12 protein-coding genes are annotated in these 17,135 nt (G+C 58.3%); 10 read left to right on the plus strand and 2 right to left on the minus strand.

The features are described 5' to 3' along the window. Nucleotides 1-19 precede the first annotated feature (19 nt). Nucleotides 20-535: an inosine/xanthosine triphosphatase gene (yjjX, locus tag RAC60_RS04495; protein WP_006117615.1), complete on the plus strand. Its 516-nt coding sequence runs from the start codon at nt 20-22 to the stop codon at nt 533-535. On the opposite strand, the gene trpR is transcribed toward yjjX, so the two are convergent. Both trpR and sltY read right to left on the minus strand, forming a co-directional pair. Next, entirely contained in the window at nt 513-860 is a 348-nt protein-coding gene (gene trpR / locus RAC60_RS04500) for a trp operon repressor (protein ID WP_033740217.1), read from the minus strand. The two genes, yjjX and trpR, sit on opposite strands and share 23 nt — an antisense overlap. Before the next feature lie 45 nt (nt 861-905). Continuing rightward, complete coding sequence (gene sltY / locus RAC60_RS04505) at nt 906-2,825, minus strand: murein transglycosylase (RefSeq protein ID WP_058702082.1); 1,920 nt, start codon at nt 2,823-2,825, stop codon at nt 906-908. A 270-nt stretch (nt 2,826-3,095) separates the two neighbouring features. Between sltY and atzF the strand changes: the two genes are divergently transcribed. The 9 genes from atzF (at nt 3,096) to RAC60_RS04550 (ending at nt 17,130) form a co-directional block, all read left to right on the plus strand. Then, the gene (atzF, locus tag RAC60_RS04510; protein ID WP_058702083.1) at nt 3,096-4,892 is read left to right on the plus strand and encodes an allophanate hydrolase; all 1,797 of its coding nucleotides are present in this window, start codon (nt 3,096-3,098) and stop codon (nt 4,890-4,892) included. Between the two features lie 2 nt (nt 4,893-4,894). After that, on the plus strand, nt 4,895-8,512 hold the full coding sequence (uca, locus tag RAC60_RS04515; RefSeq protein ID WP_058702084.1) for an urea carboxylase: 3,618 nt from the start codon (nt 4,895-4,897) through the stop codon (nt 8,510-8,512). Nucleotides 8,513-8,521: 9 nt separating this feature from the next. Beyond that, entirely contained in the window at nt 8,522-9,223 is a 702-nt protein-coding gene (locus tag RAC60_RS04520; protein WP_058702085.1) for a GntR family transcriptional regulator, read from the plus strand. A 30-nt stretch (nt 9,224-9,253) separates the two neighbouring features. Further along, nucleotides 9,254-10,522, plus strand: a complete 1,269-nt coding sequence (gene urtA, locus RAC60_RS04525; protein WP_033740212.1) for an urea ABC transporter substrate-binding protein — start codon at nt 9,254-9,256, stop codon at nt 10,520-10,522. A gap of 77 nt (nt 10,523-10,599) precedes the next feature. Continuing rightward, nucleotides 10,600-12,165 carry an urea ABC transporter permease subunit UrtB gene (gene urtB, locus RAC60_RS04530; protein ID WP_375092982.1) on the plus strand — a complete coding sequence of 522 codons (1,566 nt, stop codon included), beginning with the start codon at nt 10,600-10,602 and terminating at the stop codon, nt 12,163-12,165. After that, the gene (urtC, locus tag RAC60_RS04535) at nt 12,165-13,241 is read left to right on the plus strand and encodes an urea ABC transporter permease subunit UrtC (RefSeq protein ID WP_033740211.1); all 1,077 of its coding nucleotides are present in this window, start codon (nt 12,165-12,167) and stop codon (nt 13,239-13,241) included. The genes urtB and urtC overlap by 1 nt, the downstream gene beginning before the upstream one ends. Then, nucleotides 13,234-14,025, plus strand: coding sequence for an urea ABC transporter ATP-binding protein UrtD (urtD, locus tag RAC60_RS04540; RefSeq protein WP_039338787.1), 792 nt, complete (start codon nt 13,234-13,236; stop codon nt 14,023-14,025). The genes urtC and urtD overlap by 8 nt, the downstream gene beginning before the upstream one ends. Then, a complete protein-coding gene (urtE, locus tag RAC60_RS04545; protein WP_033740208.1) occupies nt 14,026-14,724 on the plus strand; it encodes an urea ABC transporter ATP-binding subunit UrtE in 699 nt (232 codons plus the stop codon). Nucleotides 14,725-15,012: 288 nt separating this feature from the next. Next, entirely contained in the window at nt 15,013-17,130 is a 2,118-nt protein-coding gene (locus tag RAC60_RS04550; protein ID WP_058702086.1) for a TonB-dependent siderophore receptor, read from the plus strand. Nucleotides 17,131-17,135: the final 5 nt, after the last annotated feature.

Consider the following 17,135-nt stretch of genomic DNA (forward strand, 5'->3'; position numbering starts at 1 on the left):
CCTGAGGGTTCAATTAATTATGTACCATGTCGTCGCAGCTACCACCAATCCAGCGAAGATTCGTGCGATTGCTCAGGCATTCAACGACGTTTTCGGCGAGGGATCCTGCCATACAGAAGGGGTGGAGGTCGAGAGCGGCGTGGCAGCACAGCCCCTCTCTAATCTTGAAACCCGCACCGGCGCACGTCAGCGCGTCATGAATGCCCGTCAGGTTCGCCCGGAAGCCGATTTTTGGGTCGCGATTGAAGCAGGCATTGAAGAAGAGAGTGCGTTTGCCTGGATAGTGGTGGAAAACCACAAGCAGCGGGGTGAATCACGTTCAGCCAGCTTTACGCTGCCGCCGCCCGTGATGGCGGGTTTACGTGAAGGCCGTGAACTGGGCGACGAGATGGCGCGCCTGACCGGCATAGAAAACATTAAACACAAAGGCGGTGCGATAGGCACGTTAACCCATGGTCTGCTCAGCCGCTCCAGTGTGTATCATCAGGCGTTAATTCTGGCGCTCTGCCCGTTTACACATCCTTATTACGCGTAATCGACTCCGGGTGGCGCAGTTGGGCCTCCAGCCAGCGCTTGAGTGCGGGAGGCGCCTCTTTCAGGCTGTTCGATCCCCGGGTGATGGTCGCGATGCCGACGCCAAGCTCATTTTTCAACTCACGCTGGCTCATGTCGCCGTTCAGCAGCGATTCGATGATACGCAGACGTGTGCCAAAGGCTTCACGCTCATCGGGCGTCATCATGAGTTGCAGGAGCGGTAACGCATGCTGGTCGGCAAACGCCTGCTGAATCAGATCAACAAAACGTAGCCAGTTCGACTCCGCAGCCTGTTCAGTTTCGGGTGGCACAGCAGGTTGGTTCATGAGAGGGCTTCCGTACTCACTAAAGAGTACGGAAGCTTAACACAGCTAGTAACGGCGATTCCACTCAGCATCTGACAGGATCTTGTCAGGCTGGCCCAGGAAGTAGCGATAGTAGGCATCATAAGCCAGCACATTCTTCACGTAACCCCGCGTTTCGGAAAACGGAATGGTTTCGATGAAGGCGACGGCACTCAGATTGCCCGCGGTGCTGTTTTGCCAGGTCCGTACGCGACCGGGCCCGGCGTTGTAGGCCGCCGAGGCGAAGATCCGGTTCTTATCAAACTGCTGATAGACATAATCCAGATACTGCGTGCCAATCTGGATATTGGTTTGCGGATCGAACAGCTGAGACGGATTCACATAGCCAGGAATGCTAAACATCTTCACGGTATGCGTGGCGGTGGCGGGCATAATTTGCATCAGGCCACTCGCACCGACCGGGGAACGCGCTTTCGGGTTCCACGCACTTTCCTGACGGGAAATCGCCATCGCATAGCTCTGCGGAATGGTTTTCCCCTGTGTGTTCTGCTTATAAAGATTCTGCCATGCCAGCGGGAAGCGTTCTTTCAGGCTGTCCCACATTTTTGCGGTGATGGTGGCCTGTACGCTGAGATCCCACCAGTCCTGCTCGCTTGCGTAACGCGCCAGCATCTGCTGCTGGACATGGTTTTTGCTGTTAATCAGGTTGGCCCATTCGCTTCGCGCCAGATTATCCAGCCCCCAGTACATCAGCTCGCGAACCCGGGCCAGCTCGGGCCCCTGTATCGTGGCGCTGTCGGGTTTCGGTGCGGCATCTACCTGCAGAGGATAATTCACGCCCAGACGCTGTGCAGCCACCATCGGGTAAAAGCCGCGTGACGTCATCAGTTTGCGCAGAATCTCATCGGCTTCTTCTTTGCGATCTTTGGAATAGAGCAGATCGGCCTGCCAGTATTGCCATTCGTCTTTCTCTTTCGCTTCTACCGGCAGACGGGCAATCCAGGTATTCAGGCCACGACGGTCATTTTCACTCAGCGCCAGGCGGACGCGCCGCTCCAGCAAGGCAGTTGATTCGCTGTTCATCACCACCGCATCGCGCCAGCGCGCTTGCTCAGAAGTCAGATCGCTGCCCATCATGCGCCAGACCACAATCTCCTTCAGCGCCTGCTCATCCTCCGGCCCCATTTTTTGCGCCCGGACCAGTTCGGGAATCATGCTGCGGGCATTTTCCATATCGGCACGCGCCACACGGGCGAAGGCAAAGATAGTGGCCTGGCGCGTAAAGTCGGTGGCGCCAACGCTGTTGGCAAAAGTCGTTACGGACTGGGGATCTTTCTGCAGCGTCAGTAAGGCATCCGACATCGTCTTGTAATCAGCGGGCAGCATCTTCGCCAGATAGCTGACCAGGCTGTCATTGCCCGCTTTCATCGCCAGACGAATGCGCTCCAGCACCGTAATAGGCGAGAGCTGCCCTGAGGCCTGCCAGACTGAAAACAGCTTGTCACAGTCATTCGGCAAGGCGGTGCCGCGCAGCCAAATCGCTTTTGCGCCCGCAAAGGCCGCCTGCTGCTGACCGGTAGACCATTTTGCATAATACCAGTTGCAGCGCGCCTGCACCGGCGTCGGTTCATCCGGGCTGAAATTCAGTACGCCTTGCCAGTCCTGACGATGGGCCAGCACGTTCACAAACCGTGTTTTCAGCGACCGTGCCGGGGGCAAGGTGGGATACTTTTGAATGAAGTTCTGCACCGCCAGGCTGGTTTCCTGATCGAGATCCTGCGCCAGCAAACGGTATTCTAAGTAGGGATAAAGCGGATAATCCTGCAGCGTCGGTAACAGTTGATCGACTGTCGCCATCTGGTTACTGTCCCACGCCTGTTTAATCTGTTGATATCGTTGCCGTTGTTGATCAAGCGAATCAGCCCATGCGCTGCCGGCCATGCTCACCAGGCAGATCCCTATCATCCCGTTACGCCACTTCTCCACGTAAATCTCCTCTGTTGCTGGGCTCTGGCAGGGTGCCAGACGTTATTCATGCTAACCAGGGGAAGCCACTCTTGCCATGTTCTTCACAAAATTTACCTTTGCGCAGGCGTGGCGCACCGCAATGTCACACGTTCTGCGCTACGGCTGTGCATTTTATCATCACATAAACTTATGGCATGCCGCTTTATCTCTTTGATTCATCAAGTTAAAAATCTGGCACAGCCTTTGCTCTGTTGAATGCCATCTTGTATACCAGTTGGAATTTATTGCATGGCTTCAACATCTGGCTTGACCCTTAGCGAATGGCAGCAACGCGCCCGGCAGCACCCACAGCAGCTTCACACGTTGCTGGCAACCCACCTGGCGGAACAGGAACCCAGTGATAATGCCTGGATCTGTCTTGCCAGTCCGGCGCAACTCGAAGCACAAATCACGCCGCTTCTGGCACGCTATCAGCAGGATCCCGACGCGCTTCCTTTGTTCGGTGTGCCGTTCGCGGTCAAAGACAATATTGATGTCGCAGGCTGGCCGACCACCGCCGCCTGCCCGGCGTTTAGCTACACCGCTGAAGAGGATGCCTTTGTGGTGGCTCGCCTGAAAGCAGCAGGTGCGGTGGTCATCGGCAAAACCAACCTTGATCAGTTTGCAACCGGCCTGGTGGGCACACGCTCACCTTATGGCGCGGTGTGTAATACCTTTGATCCGGATTTTGTCAGTGGCGGATCCAGTTCCGGATCGGCCTCGGTACTGGCGCGTGGCCTGGTGGCTTTCTCACTCGGCACTGACACCGCCGGGTCAGGTCGGGTGCCGGCAGGGTTTAACAATATTGTCGGCCTGAAACCGACAAAGGGCTGGTTCTCTGCCCGTGGTGTGGTCCCGGCCTGTCGCCTGAACGATACGATTTCGGTGTTTGCGCTGACGGTTGAAGACGCCTTTACCGTGGCCAGCCTGGCCGGTGGCTACGACGAGAAAGACGCCTATTCGCGCGTGAATCCCCGTACGGCCCCAGCAGGCATGAAAGCCCGTCCTGATTTCGCCATTCCGGCTACACCGGAATTTTACGATGATGCCGCCGCCGAAGCCGCCTGGGATGCCGCGCTCAGCGCACTGAAGGCGACCGGCGCGACGTTGCATCCCATTGACTTTACCCCTTTCCGCCAGCTCGCCGAGCAGCTTTATCAGGGTCCGTGGGTCGCCGAGCGCACCGTCGCCGTAGGCGAGATGCTTAACCAGCCAGAGAACATGGATCCGGTGGTCCACGGCATTGTGGCGAATGGCCTGAAGTACAGCGCCGTGGATGCCTGGCAGGCCGAATACCAGCGTGCCGAACTGGCCCGGCACATTCAGCAGGTTCTGGCCTCGTTTGATGCGCTGGTGGTGCCCACCTCGCCCACCATTTACACGCTGGACGAAATGCAGCAGGAGCCGGTGCTGTATAACGCGCATTTTGGCACTTATACCAACTTCACTAATCTGGCCGATCTTGCTGCACTGGCCCTGCCCGCCCCGTTCAGAAACGACGACCTGCCGGCGGGCATTACGCTCATCGCTCCCGCCTGGCATGACCGCGCGCTGGCGCAGTTTGGCCTGCGCTGGCAGCAGGCTCTGGCCCTGCCTCTCGGCGCAACCGGCCTGCCACTGCCGCCCTCCCCGATGGCGCTTCCTCCATCCCACGATCATGTTCGTGTGGCCGTCGTCGGCGCACACCTGACCGGGATGCCCCTTAATTTCCAGCTCACCACGCGCCAGGCCGTTCTGGTGGAAGAGACGCAGACCGCCAGCCAGTATCGCCTGTTTGCCTTATTAGAGGGTCCGATTAAGAAACCCGGCCTGATGCGCACAGAACAGGGGACGGCCATTACCGTTGAACTCTGGGATATCCCGCTGGCGCGCTTCGGTGAGTTTGTGGCGGAAATTCCTGCCCCACTGGGCATTGGCAATCTGACGCTTGCCGATGGACGTGTGGTGAAAGGCTTTATTTGTGAAGGTGCCGCGCTAACCGGCGCGCTGGAAATCACTGAATTTGGCGGCTGGCGTAACTGGCTTGCCTCGCCTGGGAGTAACTAATTATGTTCAGCACAGTCCTGATTGCTAACCGGGGTGAAATTGCCTGTCGCGCCATCCGCACGCTGAAACGTCTGGGCATTGAAAGCGTGGCCGTGTTTTCCGATGCCGACCGCAACGCGCAGCATGTGAAAGAGGCGGATATCGCCGTGGGTCTGGGCGGCGACAAAGCCAGTGACAGCTATCTGCGCGTCGACAAAATTCTGGCGGCGGCGCAGGAAACGGGCGCCCAGGCGGTCTGGCCCGGCTATGGTTTTCTGTCAGAGAGTCTGCCCTTTGCTGCCGCCTGTGAACAGGCCGGTATCGTGTTTGTCGGTCCCACGGCTGCGCAAATTGGCGAGTTTGGGCTGAAACATCGCGCCCGTGAGTTAGCCGCGCAGGCCGGAGTACCGATGACGCCAGGCACGCCGCTGCTCAACACACTTGATGACGCCCTCAGCGCAGCCGAATCCATCGGTTATCCGGTGATGTTAAAAAGCACGGCAGGCGGCGGAGGCATTGGGCTGACGCGCTGTGCCGACGCCGGGGCACTGCGCAATGCCTGGGAGAGCGTCCGTCGACTGGGCGAACAATTCTTTAGTGACGCCGGCGTTTTCCTCGAACGCTGTATCGATCATGCCCGCCACGTGGAAGTGCAGATCTTCGGTGATGGCAAGGGCACCGTGGTGGCGCTGGGCGAGCGCGACTGTTCGCTGCAACGCCGCAACCAGAAAGTGGTGGAGGAAACCCCCGCGCCCTGCCTGCCCACGGCCACGCGCGCGGCGTTGCTCGCCTCGGCCGTTCGGCTGGGTGAGGTAGTCAATTACCGCAGCGCGGGGACCGTAGAATACATTTATGATGCACAGCAGGACGCCTTCTATTTCCTGGAAGTGAATACCCGCCTGCAGGTTGAGCATCCGGTCACCGAATGCGTCACCGGCCTCGACCTGGTGGAATGCATGTTGCGCGTCGCCGCTGACGAAGCGATCGACTGGCCGCGCCTGCAGCAGGCACCGCAGGGCGCGTCGATTGAAGTCCGTTTGTACGCCGAAGATCCGTTAAAAAACTTCCAGCCCAGCCCCGGCGTGCTCACGCATGTCAGTTTTCCTGACGATGTCCGTGTGGACAGTTGGGTGACGACCGGCAGCGAGGTTTCCAGCTATTACGATCCGATGATCGCCAAGCTCATCGTCCATGCGGACACGCGAGAGGCGGCGCTGAAAAAACTGCAATGCGCACTGAACGCCACACAACTGCACGGTATCGCCACCAATCTTGATTATCTGCGGCAGGTCGTGGCCACCGAGGCGTTCCGTAGCGGCAAGGTCTGGACACGTTTTCTGGACAGCTTTACGCCCGCGGCAGCCGTAGTCGAAGTGCTGCAGGCGGGCACGTTCAGCTCCATCCAGGACGTGCCGGGCCGTCTGGGTTACTGGAATATCGGCGTACCGCCGTCAGGTCCGATGGATGATTATGCCTTCCGCCTTGCCAACCGCATCGTCGGAAATCACGAGTCGGCGGCCGGGCTGGAATTTACCCTGCAGGGCCCAACGCTGCGCTTTCATTGCGCGGCGACCCTTGCTCTCACAGGGGCAGACTGCGGTGCCACGCTGGATGGCATCCCTGTCAGCAACTGGCAGCCGATAACGGTCAATGCTGGCCAAACGCTGACACTGGGTCGCGCCCAGCGCGGTTGCCGCTGTTATCTGGCTATCCGTAACGGCTTTGATGTCCCGGAATACCTTGGCAGTCGTTCCACCTTTTCTCTGGGCCAGTTTGGCGGGCACGCCGGTCGCACGCTTCGGGTTGCCGATATGCTGCCTGTCTCGCAACCGTCACTGGCAGCCTGCACCACGCCCGCGCCGGTCAGCGCTCCGCAGGCACTCAGCCCGGCGCTGATCCCAACGTACACCAGCGAATGGCACATTGGTGTCCTGTACGGACCGCACGGCGCACCTGACTTTTTCACCCAGGCCGCCATCGATGAATTCTTTGCCAGCGACTGGCAGGTTCACTACAACTCCAACCGCCTTGGTGTACGTCTGGTCGGGCCTAAACCGGCCTGGACGCGCGCTAACGGCGGTGAAGCGGGCCTGCATCCGTCCAACGTGCACGACTGTGAATACGCGATTGGCGCAATCAACTTCACCGGTGACTTTCCGGTCATCCTGACCCACGACGGTCCCAGCCTCGGCGGCTTTGTCTGCCCGGTGACGATAGCCAAAGCCGAACTGTGGAAGGTCGGCCAGGTCAAACCGGGCGATAAAATTCGCTTCCATCCCATCAGCGTCGAAGAAGCCGTCGCGCTGGAAAATGCCCAGTTGCAGGTCATCGCCACGTTGCGTCCGCACACGGCGCAGACGTTTGACGTGCCGTCGCTGGCCGACAACCGCTTTGGCTCCGCTACCGTGCTCGCCGCCGTTGCCGCCACCGACACCACACCGCAGGCGGTATATCGTCAGGCCGGCGATAAATACATTCTGATCGAATATGGCGACAACGTGCTGGATCTGGCGCTCCGCCTCCGTGTTCATCTGCTGATGGCGTCGCTGCGTGAGCGACCGGTTGACGGCATCGAAGAGCTCTCCCCCGGCGTGCGTTCACTGCAAATTCGCTATGACAGCCTTACCCTGTCGCAGTCCCAGTTAATGTCCGAGCTGCTGGCCCGGGAAGCCATGCTCGGTGATGTCAGCACGCTGAAAGTGCCCTCTCGCATTGTCTGGATGCCGATGGCGTTTGAAGACAGCGCTACGATCGGTGCCGTCGGACGTTATAAAGAAACCGTGCGCGCCAGCGCGCCCTGGCTACCCAATAATGTCGATTTTATTCAACGTATCAATGGATTATCCGATCGTGAACAGGTCCGCGATACGCTGTTCAATGCCAGCTACCTGATTTTGGGCCTGGGCGATGTTTATCTGGGTGCACCCTGCGCGGTGCCGATTGATCCCCGCCATCGCCTGCTCAGCTCCAAGTACAGTCCGGCCCGTACCTTTACCGCAGAGGGCACCGTCGGCATCGGCGGCATGTACATGTGCATTTACGGCATGGACTCTCCCGGCGGTTACCAGCTGGTCGGCCGTACGTTACCCATCTGGAACACCTTCCTGAAAAACCCGCAGTTCGGTGCCGGTGAGCCCTGGCTCCTGCGCTTCTTCGATCAGGTGCGCTTCTATCCGGTGAGCGAAGAGGAACTGGCGCAACTTCGTGATGATTTCCGCGAGGGCCGTGCTGCGCTGCGTATCGAAGAAACTGAATTCGATTTTGCCGCTCACCAGGCGTTTCTGGCGGCGAACGCCGACGACATTGCGGCGTTTCGCCAGCGCCAGGCCGCGGCATTTGAGCAGGAGGTCCGGCTCTGGTCGCAGGAGGAGCCGGAAGCCCCCGCTTCCACTGAGGCCGAGTCAGACGCGCCCGCTGAGGATAACAGCGCGCAGGCTGTACAGGCAGATATGAACGGCAACATCTGGAAAGTGCTGGTGCAGGCGGGCGAGACGGTGAATGCCGGACAAACGCTGGTGATTGTTGAGGCAATGAAAATGGAACTGGCCATTACGGCTCCCTGCGCGGGTCGGGTGAAACGCGTGGCCTGCCAGGCCGGCCGCCCTGTCAGCCCTGGCGACACGCTGCTGTGGCTGGAATAAGGAGCGCCGATGACGACCCGATCAACACGAAGCAAAGCCCGCCCGGAAGCACTGGCAGAACGGGTTTACCAGGCACTGAAAAACGACATTTTTGAGTTCCGCCTGATGCCCGGCGACCGCTTCAGCGAAAGTGAGATTGCAGAGCGCATGGCAGTCAGCCGCACCCCGGTTCGCCAGGCCCTGTTCTGGCTGGAGCGTGAAGGCTATGTCGACGTGTGGTTTCGCAGCGGCTGGCAGGTGAAAGCCTTTGATTTTGCCTACTTCGAAGAGCTGTACGATTTGCGTACCGTCCTGGAGTGCGAGGCGGTCACGCGCCTGTGTGCGCTGCCGCCGACCCAGTGCGCCGACCGGCTACGCGAGCTGTATCAGTTCTGGTGTGAAGCCGCGCAGGTAGAAGATGGCAAGCGGGTTTCACAGCATGATGAGGCGTTTCATATGACGCTGGTCGCCGCTGCGGGCAATGCGGAAATGGCGCGGATCCATGCCGAGCTGACAGAGAAAATCCGCATTATCCGGCGGCTTGATTTTACCCGGGAAGATCGTATCGCGGCGACCTATCGCGAACACGCACAGATTTTGCGAGCCATTTTATTGCAAGAGACCCGCGACGCCCGCCAGATCCTGACAGGGCACATTGCCGTCAGTAAAGCGGAGGTCAGAAAAATCACGCTACACATGCTCCAGCAGGCCCGGCTTCAACCCATTGAATAACGTATCCATACCATTAGGGGTTTACCATCGATGAAAAGACGTTCATTGCTTAAAGCTTTTGCTCTCTCAGCTACCGTCGCGGGCATGGGGTTCGCCTGGAGCGCTCAGGCGGCTGACACCATCAAAGTAGGCATCATGCACTCCCTTTCCGGCACCATGGCCATTTCTGAAACGCCACTTAAAGATGTCGCCCTGATGACCATCGATGAAATTAACGCCAAAGGCGGCGTGCTGGGGAAAAAACTGGAGCCCGTAGTGGTGGATCCGGCCTCAAACTGGCCGCTGTTCGCCGAGAAAGCCCGGCAACTGCTGACCCAGGACAAAGTGGCTGTGGTGTTTGGTTGCTGGACCTCGGTATCGCGCAAATCCGTGCTGCCGGTCTTTGAAGAACTGAATGGTCTGCTCTTCTATCCGGTGCAGTACGAAGGTGAAGAGATGTCGCCGAACGTCTTTTATACCGGTGCAGCTCCAAACCAGCAGGCGATTCCGGCGGTGGAATACCTGATGAGCCAGGATGGCGGCGGGGCCAAACGTTTCTTCCTGCTGGGAACAGATTATGTTTATCCCCGCACCACCAACAAGATTTTACGCGCCTTCCTGCATTCAAAAGGCGTGCAGGATAAAGATATCGAGGAAGTGTACACCCCGTTTGGCTACAGCGATTACCAGACCATCGTCTCTAATATCAAGACGTTCGCCGCTGGCGGCAAAACCGCGGTGGTCTCCACCATCAATGGCGATTCCAACGTACCGTTCTACAAGGAGCTGGCTAACCAGGGCATCAAAGCCACCGATATCCCGGTCGTAGCCTTCTCGGTGGGTGAAGAGGAACTTCGTGGGATTGATACTAAACCGCTGGTCGGTCAGCTGGCAGCCTGGAACTATTTTGAATCCTTAGATAATCCGACCAACGCGAAATTTGTTGCCGACTATCGGGCTTATGCAAAAGCGCACAATCTGCCGAATGCCAGCACCGTGGTAACCAATGACCCGATGGAAGCCACCTACGTAGGCATTCATATGTGGGCGCAGGCCGTCGAGAAAGCCGGTACGACCAATGTGGATAAAGTGCGTGCGGCCATGGCCGGTCAGACCTTTAAGGCCCCGGACGGGTTTACCCTGACGATGGATCAGACCAACCACCATCTGCACAAACCCGTGATGATTGGCGAAGTTGAAGAAAACGGTCAGTTTAACGTGGTCTGGCAGACGGACAAACCGGTACGTGCCCAGCCCTGGAGCCCGTATATTCCCGGCAATGATAAAAAACCGGATCATCCCGTGAAAACGACGCAGTAAAACTCAGACCGCCCTCGCGCTGGCTGTGAGGGCGGCCGTCAGGACATCCTATGCTCGCCCTTTTGATGAGGCTCACCATGATGCTTCGCCTGAATTTTTTAGCGTTATTGCTGCTTCTGCCGCTGTTTGCCAGCGCCGGACCCGCTACGGACTTTGCCGCCGCCAGCCGAACTCAGCAGGCCGATCTGCTGCAACAGTGGGCCGCTGCGCCAGATGCCCGCCGTTTACCCTTGCTGGAAGCGTTAAAAGCGGAAACCGTCGTAACGGATCAGGACCACCATCCCTTTAGTAAAACCGGGAATACGCTTCAGCCACTGGATGACGCCGCACAGCCCAACGGCGACGTTAAAAAGCTGTTTATGAACAACCGCCTGCGTGTACTGGTCGCCAGTGCTCTCGCCGCCCATCAGTTGGTAAGCCCTGATGCCGGCGTGCGCCTGCGCGCGGCGCAACAGTTACAAAACGACGCGGCCGCTGACCTGCTTCCGCTCATAGAGAAACGCCTCAGTGTTGAAACGGATCCTCAGGTTCATGCTGCGCTGGCCATGACGGCGGCCAGTCTGCAGTTGACCAGCCCGCAGCCGATGGTGCGGCTTAGAGCGGTCAAACTGCTGGGCGAATCCAGCGATCCTAATACTCAGGCCAGCCTGCAGCGCCTGACGCAGCCCGCAGCCGAGCCCGATGAAACGGTACGCGAGGCAGCGGCAGACAGCCTGAAGCAGATGAAAAGTCGCCTGATGTGGGGCGATCTGCTGGGACAGGCATTCAGCGGGCTCTCGCTGGGATCGATCCTGCTGCTGGCCGCGCTGGGCCTGGCCATCACCTACGGTCTGCTGGGGGTGATCAATATGGCGCACGGTGAAATGCTGATGCTGGGCGCGTACGCCACCTGGCTGGTACAAAACCTGTTTCAGCAGTTTGCTCCGCAGTATATCGCCTGGTATCCGCTGCTGGCGCTGCCGGTCGCGTTTCTGATGACGGCAGCCATTGGAATGGCGCTGGAGCGCACCATCATTCGCCATTTGTATGGCCGCCCGCTGGAAACCCTGCTCGCGACCTGGGGCATCAGCCTGATGCTGATTCAGCTAGTGCGTATGCTGTTTGGTGCGCAGAACCTGGAGGTCGCCAATCCCGCCTGGCTGTCGGGCGGATTGCAGGTGCTGCCCAATCTGGTTCTGCCCTGGAACCGCATTGCAGTCATCCTGTTCGTGGTGTTTGTGCTGATACTAACCTGGCTGCTCCTCAACCGTACGCGGCTGGGGATGAACGTGCGCGCCGTCACCCAAAACCGGACCATGGCCGACTGCTGTGGCGTGCCGACGGGCCGCGTGGACATGCTGGCATTTGGTCTGGGTTCCGGTATCGCGGGGCTGGGCGGCGTCGCCCTGTCGCAGTTAGGCAATGTCGGGCCAGAACTGGGCCAGGGCTACATCATCGACTCTTTCCTGGTGGTGGTGCTGGGCGGCGTCGGCCAGCTTGCCGGAACCGTGGTCGCCGCACTGGGACTGGGCATTCTCAACAAAGTGCTGGAGCCGCAGATGGGGGCCGTATTGGGGAAAATCCTTATTCTGGTGTTGATCGTGCTGTTTATTCAAAAACGTCCGCAGGGACTGTTTGCCGTGAAAGGAAGGGTGACTGACTGATGACGCAACCTCTCACCTTACGTCTGACGCGTCAGGCACCGCGCCTGACGCTGGGCATTGGCGCAGTCGTTACGCTGCTGCTGCTGATCATGCCGTTCCTGGCACTGCTGCCCGCCTCGCATCCGCTGGCGATCTCCACCTATACCTTAACGCTGGTCGGTAAAATTCTGTGCTACGCCGTGGTCGCGGTGGCGCTGGATCTGGTGTGGGGTTATGCGGGCTTACTTTCTCTGGGGCATGGCCTGTTTTTTGCGCTGGGCGGCTATGCGATGGGCATGTACCTGATGCGCCAGGCCTCCGGGGACAGCCTGCCCGCGTTTATGACCTTCCTGTCCTGGGATCGGCTGCCGTGGTTTTGGGCAGGCACGCAGCATTTCGCCTGGGCGCTGTGTCTGATTGTCCTCGTGCCGGGCCTGCTGGCGCTGGTGTTTGGTTTCTTTGCCTTCCGCTCGAAAATCAAAGGCGTGTATTTCTCAATCATGACCCAGGCGCTGACCTATGCCGGCATGCTGCTGTTCTTTCGCAACGAAACTGGTTTTGGCGGTAACAACGGCTTTACCGGTTTTACGACCCTGCTGGGCTTTAGTGTGACCTCAACCAACACGCGCATCGGCTTGTTTATTGCTACCGTCATGCTGCTGTTAGCAAGCCTGGTGCTGGGCTTCGCGCTGGCCCGCAGTAAATTTGGCCGGGTGCTGACCGCTGTTCGGGATGCCGAAAACCGCCTGATGTTCTGCGGTTACGATCCCCGGGGTTTTAAGCTGTTCGTCTGGACCCTCTCGGCCATGTTATGTGGCCTGGCAGGCGCGCTCTATGTGCCTCAGGTTGGCATTATTAACCCCAGTGAAATGTCCCCGACCAACTCCATTGAAGCCGCTATCTGGGTCGCACTTGGCGGGCGCGGTACGCTTATCGGTCCGCTGCTCGGGGCCGCCATCGTCAACGGTGCGAAAAGCGTCTTCACCGTGGCTTTTCCGGAGTACTGGCTGTTTTTCCTGGGGATGATGTTTATTTTGGTCACGCTGTTTCTGCCGCGTGGCGTGATGGGTTTACTGCGCCGGAGAAAAGATGACTGAGACCCTGTTCACCCAAACTCTGCCAGCCGATCGTTATCGTGCCCGGCGCGATCCGGTCCTGCAGTTGGCTAACATCACCGTAACCTTTGAGGGGTTTCGTGCGCTTAACAATCTCTCTTTACAGATTGGCGTCGGTGAACTGCGCTGCATCATTGGCCCTAATGGCGCAGGTAAAACCACGCTGATGGACGTTATTACCGGCAAAACGCGTCCCGACACAGGGCAGGTCATTTACGATCAGGATAAAAACCTCATCGCCCTGTCGCCGGTCGAGATTGCCCGTAGCGGAATTGGGCGCAAATTTCAGAAGCCGACAGTGTTTGAAGCGCTGACGGTATTTGAGAATCTGGAGATTGCCCTGAAAACCACCAAAACCGTCTGGGCCAGCCTGCGTGCGCGCCTTGACAGCGCGCAACGGGATCGGATCGATGAGATCCTGACGCTGCTGCGGCTTAGCGCCGCCCGCCAGCGACCGGCAGGTCTGCTGTCGCACGGCCAAAAGCAATTTCTTGAAATCGGCATGCTGCTGGTGCAGGAACCGCACCTGCTGCTGCTTGATGAGCCCGCTGCGGGCATGACCGATGCGGAAACTGACTACACCGCAGAACTGTTTCGCAGTCTGGCGGGCAAGCATTCACTTATGGTGGTTGAGCACGATATGGGCTTCGTGGAAACCATTGCCGATCACGTCACCGTTTTGCATCAGGGAGCCGTACTGGCAGAAGGTTCCCTGCGCGAGGTACAGGCCAACGAGCAGGTCATTGACGTTTATTTGGGGCGCTAAATGTTACAGGTATCTGAACTGCATCAGTATTATGGCGGCAGCCACATTCTGCGTGGCCTGTCTTTTGAGGTTAAACAGGGTGAAGTCACCTGCCTGCTCGGCCGCAACGGTGTGGGGAAAACCACGCTGCTGAAATGCCTGATGGGCTTAATACCGGCTAAATCGGGCGAGGTGCGCTGGCAGGACAATATCATCAACGGGCGAAAGCCCCACCAGCGCGTGCAGGCCGGCATGGCTTACGTGCCGCAGGGGCGGGAGATTTTTCCGCGTCTGACGGTTGAAGAGAATCTGCTGATGGGCCTGTCACGCTTCTCATCCTCGCAGGCAAAGCAGGTGCCTGAAGAGATTTACCAGCTGTTTCCGGTATTGTTCGATATGAAATCCCGCCGGGGCGGCGATCTGTCCGGCGGCCAGCAACAGCAGTTGGCCATTGGCCGGGCGCTGGCCAGCCGTCCACAGTTGCTGATCCTCGACGAGCCTACCGAAGGGATTCAGCCTTCAGTGATCAAAGAGATTGGCCTGGTGATCCGCCAACTGGCACAGCGCGGCGACATGGCGATTCTGCTGGTCGAGCAGTTTTATGATTTTGCCGCGGACCTGGCCGACCGCTATCTGGTCATGTCGCGCGGTGAAATTATCCAGCGCGGGCGCGGTGAAGAGATGGAAACGGATAACGTGCGGAGCCTGGTCGCCATCTGATTCTCCTCCTGTCAGGCAGGTCGGCGCGCAGGCTGACCTGCCTGGATCGCGGCACCCTGCGCTTTCTTCCCACCTGAGCCATGCACGCCCACGGTACGCATCCGTGACCGGCCCGTTTCTTTTCCGTCGTTAAATTCTTGTGTAATAACGCACAAGACATCTTGTAATAAATAACAGTAAGTATAATAATTCTCATTTGCATTCAATGTGCATAACACCTTTGTCACATGACTTTCTGCGCCTTTCTTCTGCCGGGCGCGTTGTATTTGCCTTTGTAAGGGATAAACAATGAGAATGCCTTTTGGCCCGAAACGGTTAGCGCTACTGTGTTCCATCGCCATTGCCGCCCCTGCGGTCTCCTTTGCCGCCGATACGCTGGTGGTGACAGCAAAGCCGGAAGAAACATCGACCACGCCCACTGAAGGCTACACGGCGACCGTCAGTAAAGGGGCAACCAAAACCGATCGTCCTTTGATCACCACCGGTCAGTCCGTTTCGGTCGTGACGCGCCAGCAAATGGCCGATCAGGGCGCAATGGATGTGAATCAGGCGCTTAACTACACTGCAGGTGCCTTCACGAACTTCGCTGGCGCAGCCACCCGCTACGACACGGTCTCTCTGCGCGGCTTCCACGGCGGCGATGTCGATAACATTTTCCTGGACGGTCTGCGCCTGATGAGCGATCCCGGCAGCTATAACGTGCTGCAGGTCGATCCCTGGTTCCTCGACCGTATTGATGTGATCAAAGGTCCTTCTTCTGCCCTGTATGGACAGACGGTGCCGGGTGGCTTAGTGATGGAAAGCTCCAGACGTCCGCAGTATGCGCCTGAGGGACATTTCCGTTTGTCTACCGGCAACCATAACACCAACAGCGCTGCGTTTGATTACACCAATGCCATCAACGATCAGTGGGCGTTTCGTCTGACCGGCATAACGCGCAACAGTGATACGCAGTACGATCATACACGCGAAGAAAAATATGCGATTTCGCCTTCACTGCTGTGGCAACCTGATGAGGATACGTCACTCCTGCTGCGCGCTTATCTGCAAAAAGATCCGTCCGGCGGCTATCACAGTGCCGTGCCAGGGGACGGCAGCATCACCGAACATAACGGGCGTAAGCTCAGCACCGGTTTCTATGATGGCGACAGCGCGCTGGATCAGTTCAAGCGGCGGGAGCAGATTTACAGCGCGGAATTCGCTCACCGCTTTAATGAAACCTGGGCGTTTCGCTCGAATGCCAGCTACTCCCATTCCAATGTCGATCTGGATCAGGTTTATCAGATTGGCTGGGCATCACCGCAGTCAGAACTGCTCAATCGCAACTATTCCGGCTCGCGTTCGTCGCTGCAGGCGTACGCGATTGATAACCAGCTGGAAGCCGACTTTGATACCGGTCCGGTGGATCACAAGGTGGTGCTGGGTGCGGAATACCATCAGTACACGAACGATTTACGGGGTGCCAGCGGCCCGGCCAGTTCACTCAATGCGCTGAGAGGTCAGGCCATGGGCGTGAATCCGGCTTACGTGTTTACAAATTCACAGCGTCGTTACTATCAAACCGGCGTGTACCTGCAGGATGAGCTGAAATGGGACAAATGGCATCTGGATCTCTCAGGCCGCTACGATCGCATCGTGTCTGAAAACCGCCAGTACAGCACCGATACCCAATATCGTCGTCAGGATGATCACGTCAGTGGCCGGGCGGCGCTGCTGTATGCCTTCGATAACGGGATTTCGCCCTACGTCAGCTATAGCCAGGCGATTACGCCACAATCCCTTTCCGGACGGGATGGCAACCTGCTGAAGCCAACGACCTCGGAGCAGTATGAGACCGGCATTAAGTACCAGCCCGTGGGCACGTCCGATCTCTACTCCGCCGCGATCTACGACCTGACACAGAATGATGTCGGTAACCGCGTGGTAGTGGGCTCCTATTATGAACCGGCTGGCAAAGTGCACTCTCAGGGCCTCGAACTGGAAGCGCATAATCAGCTCACCCCGCGACTGAGCACGCTGGCGAGCGTGACGGTGAACCATGTGCGCTTCAAAGATTCCATCGACGGCAATAACGGCCACACGCCTTACGTGACGCCTGACTCGATGGCGTCTGCCTGGGCGAAATACCAGTTTGATGCGGGAATCAGCGTCGGTGCTGGCGTGCGTTACATTGGTCGGCAGTGGGCAGACAATGAGAACACCACACGTCTGCCTTCCGCTACGCTGTTTGACGCCTCGGTCCGCGCTGATTTAGGTGCCTGGAACAGCAACCTCAAAGGCGCGTTTGTGCAGCTTAATGCCAATAACCTGACCGATCGCGACTACGTTTCTGCCTGCTACGGCACGGGCTTCTGCTACTGGGGCGCAGAGCGCACCGTGGTGGCGACCGTCGGCTACGATTTCTGATCCCT

The organism is Pantoea sp. BR_17, assembly GCF_041955125.1.
In the GTDB taxonomy this organism is placed as follows: Bacteria; Pseudomonadota; Gammaproteobacteria; order Enterobacterales; family Enterobacteriaceae; genus Pantoea; species Pantoea stewartii.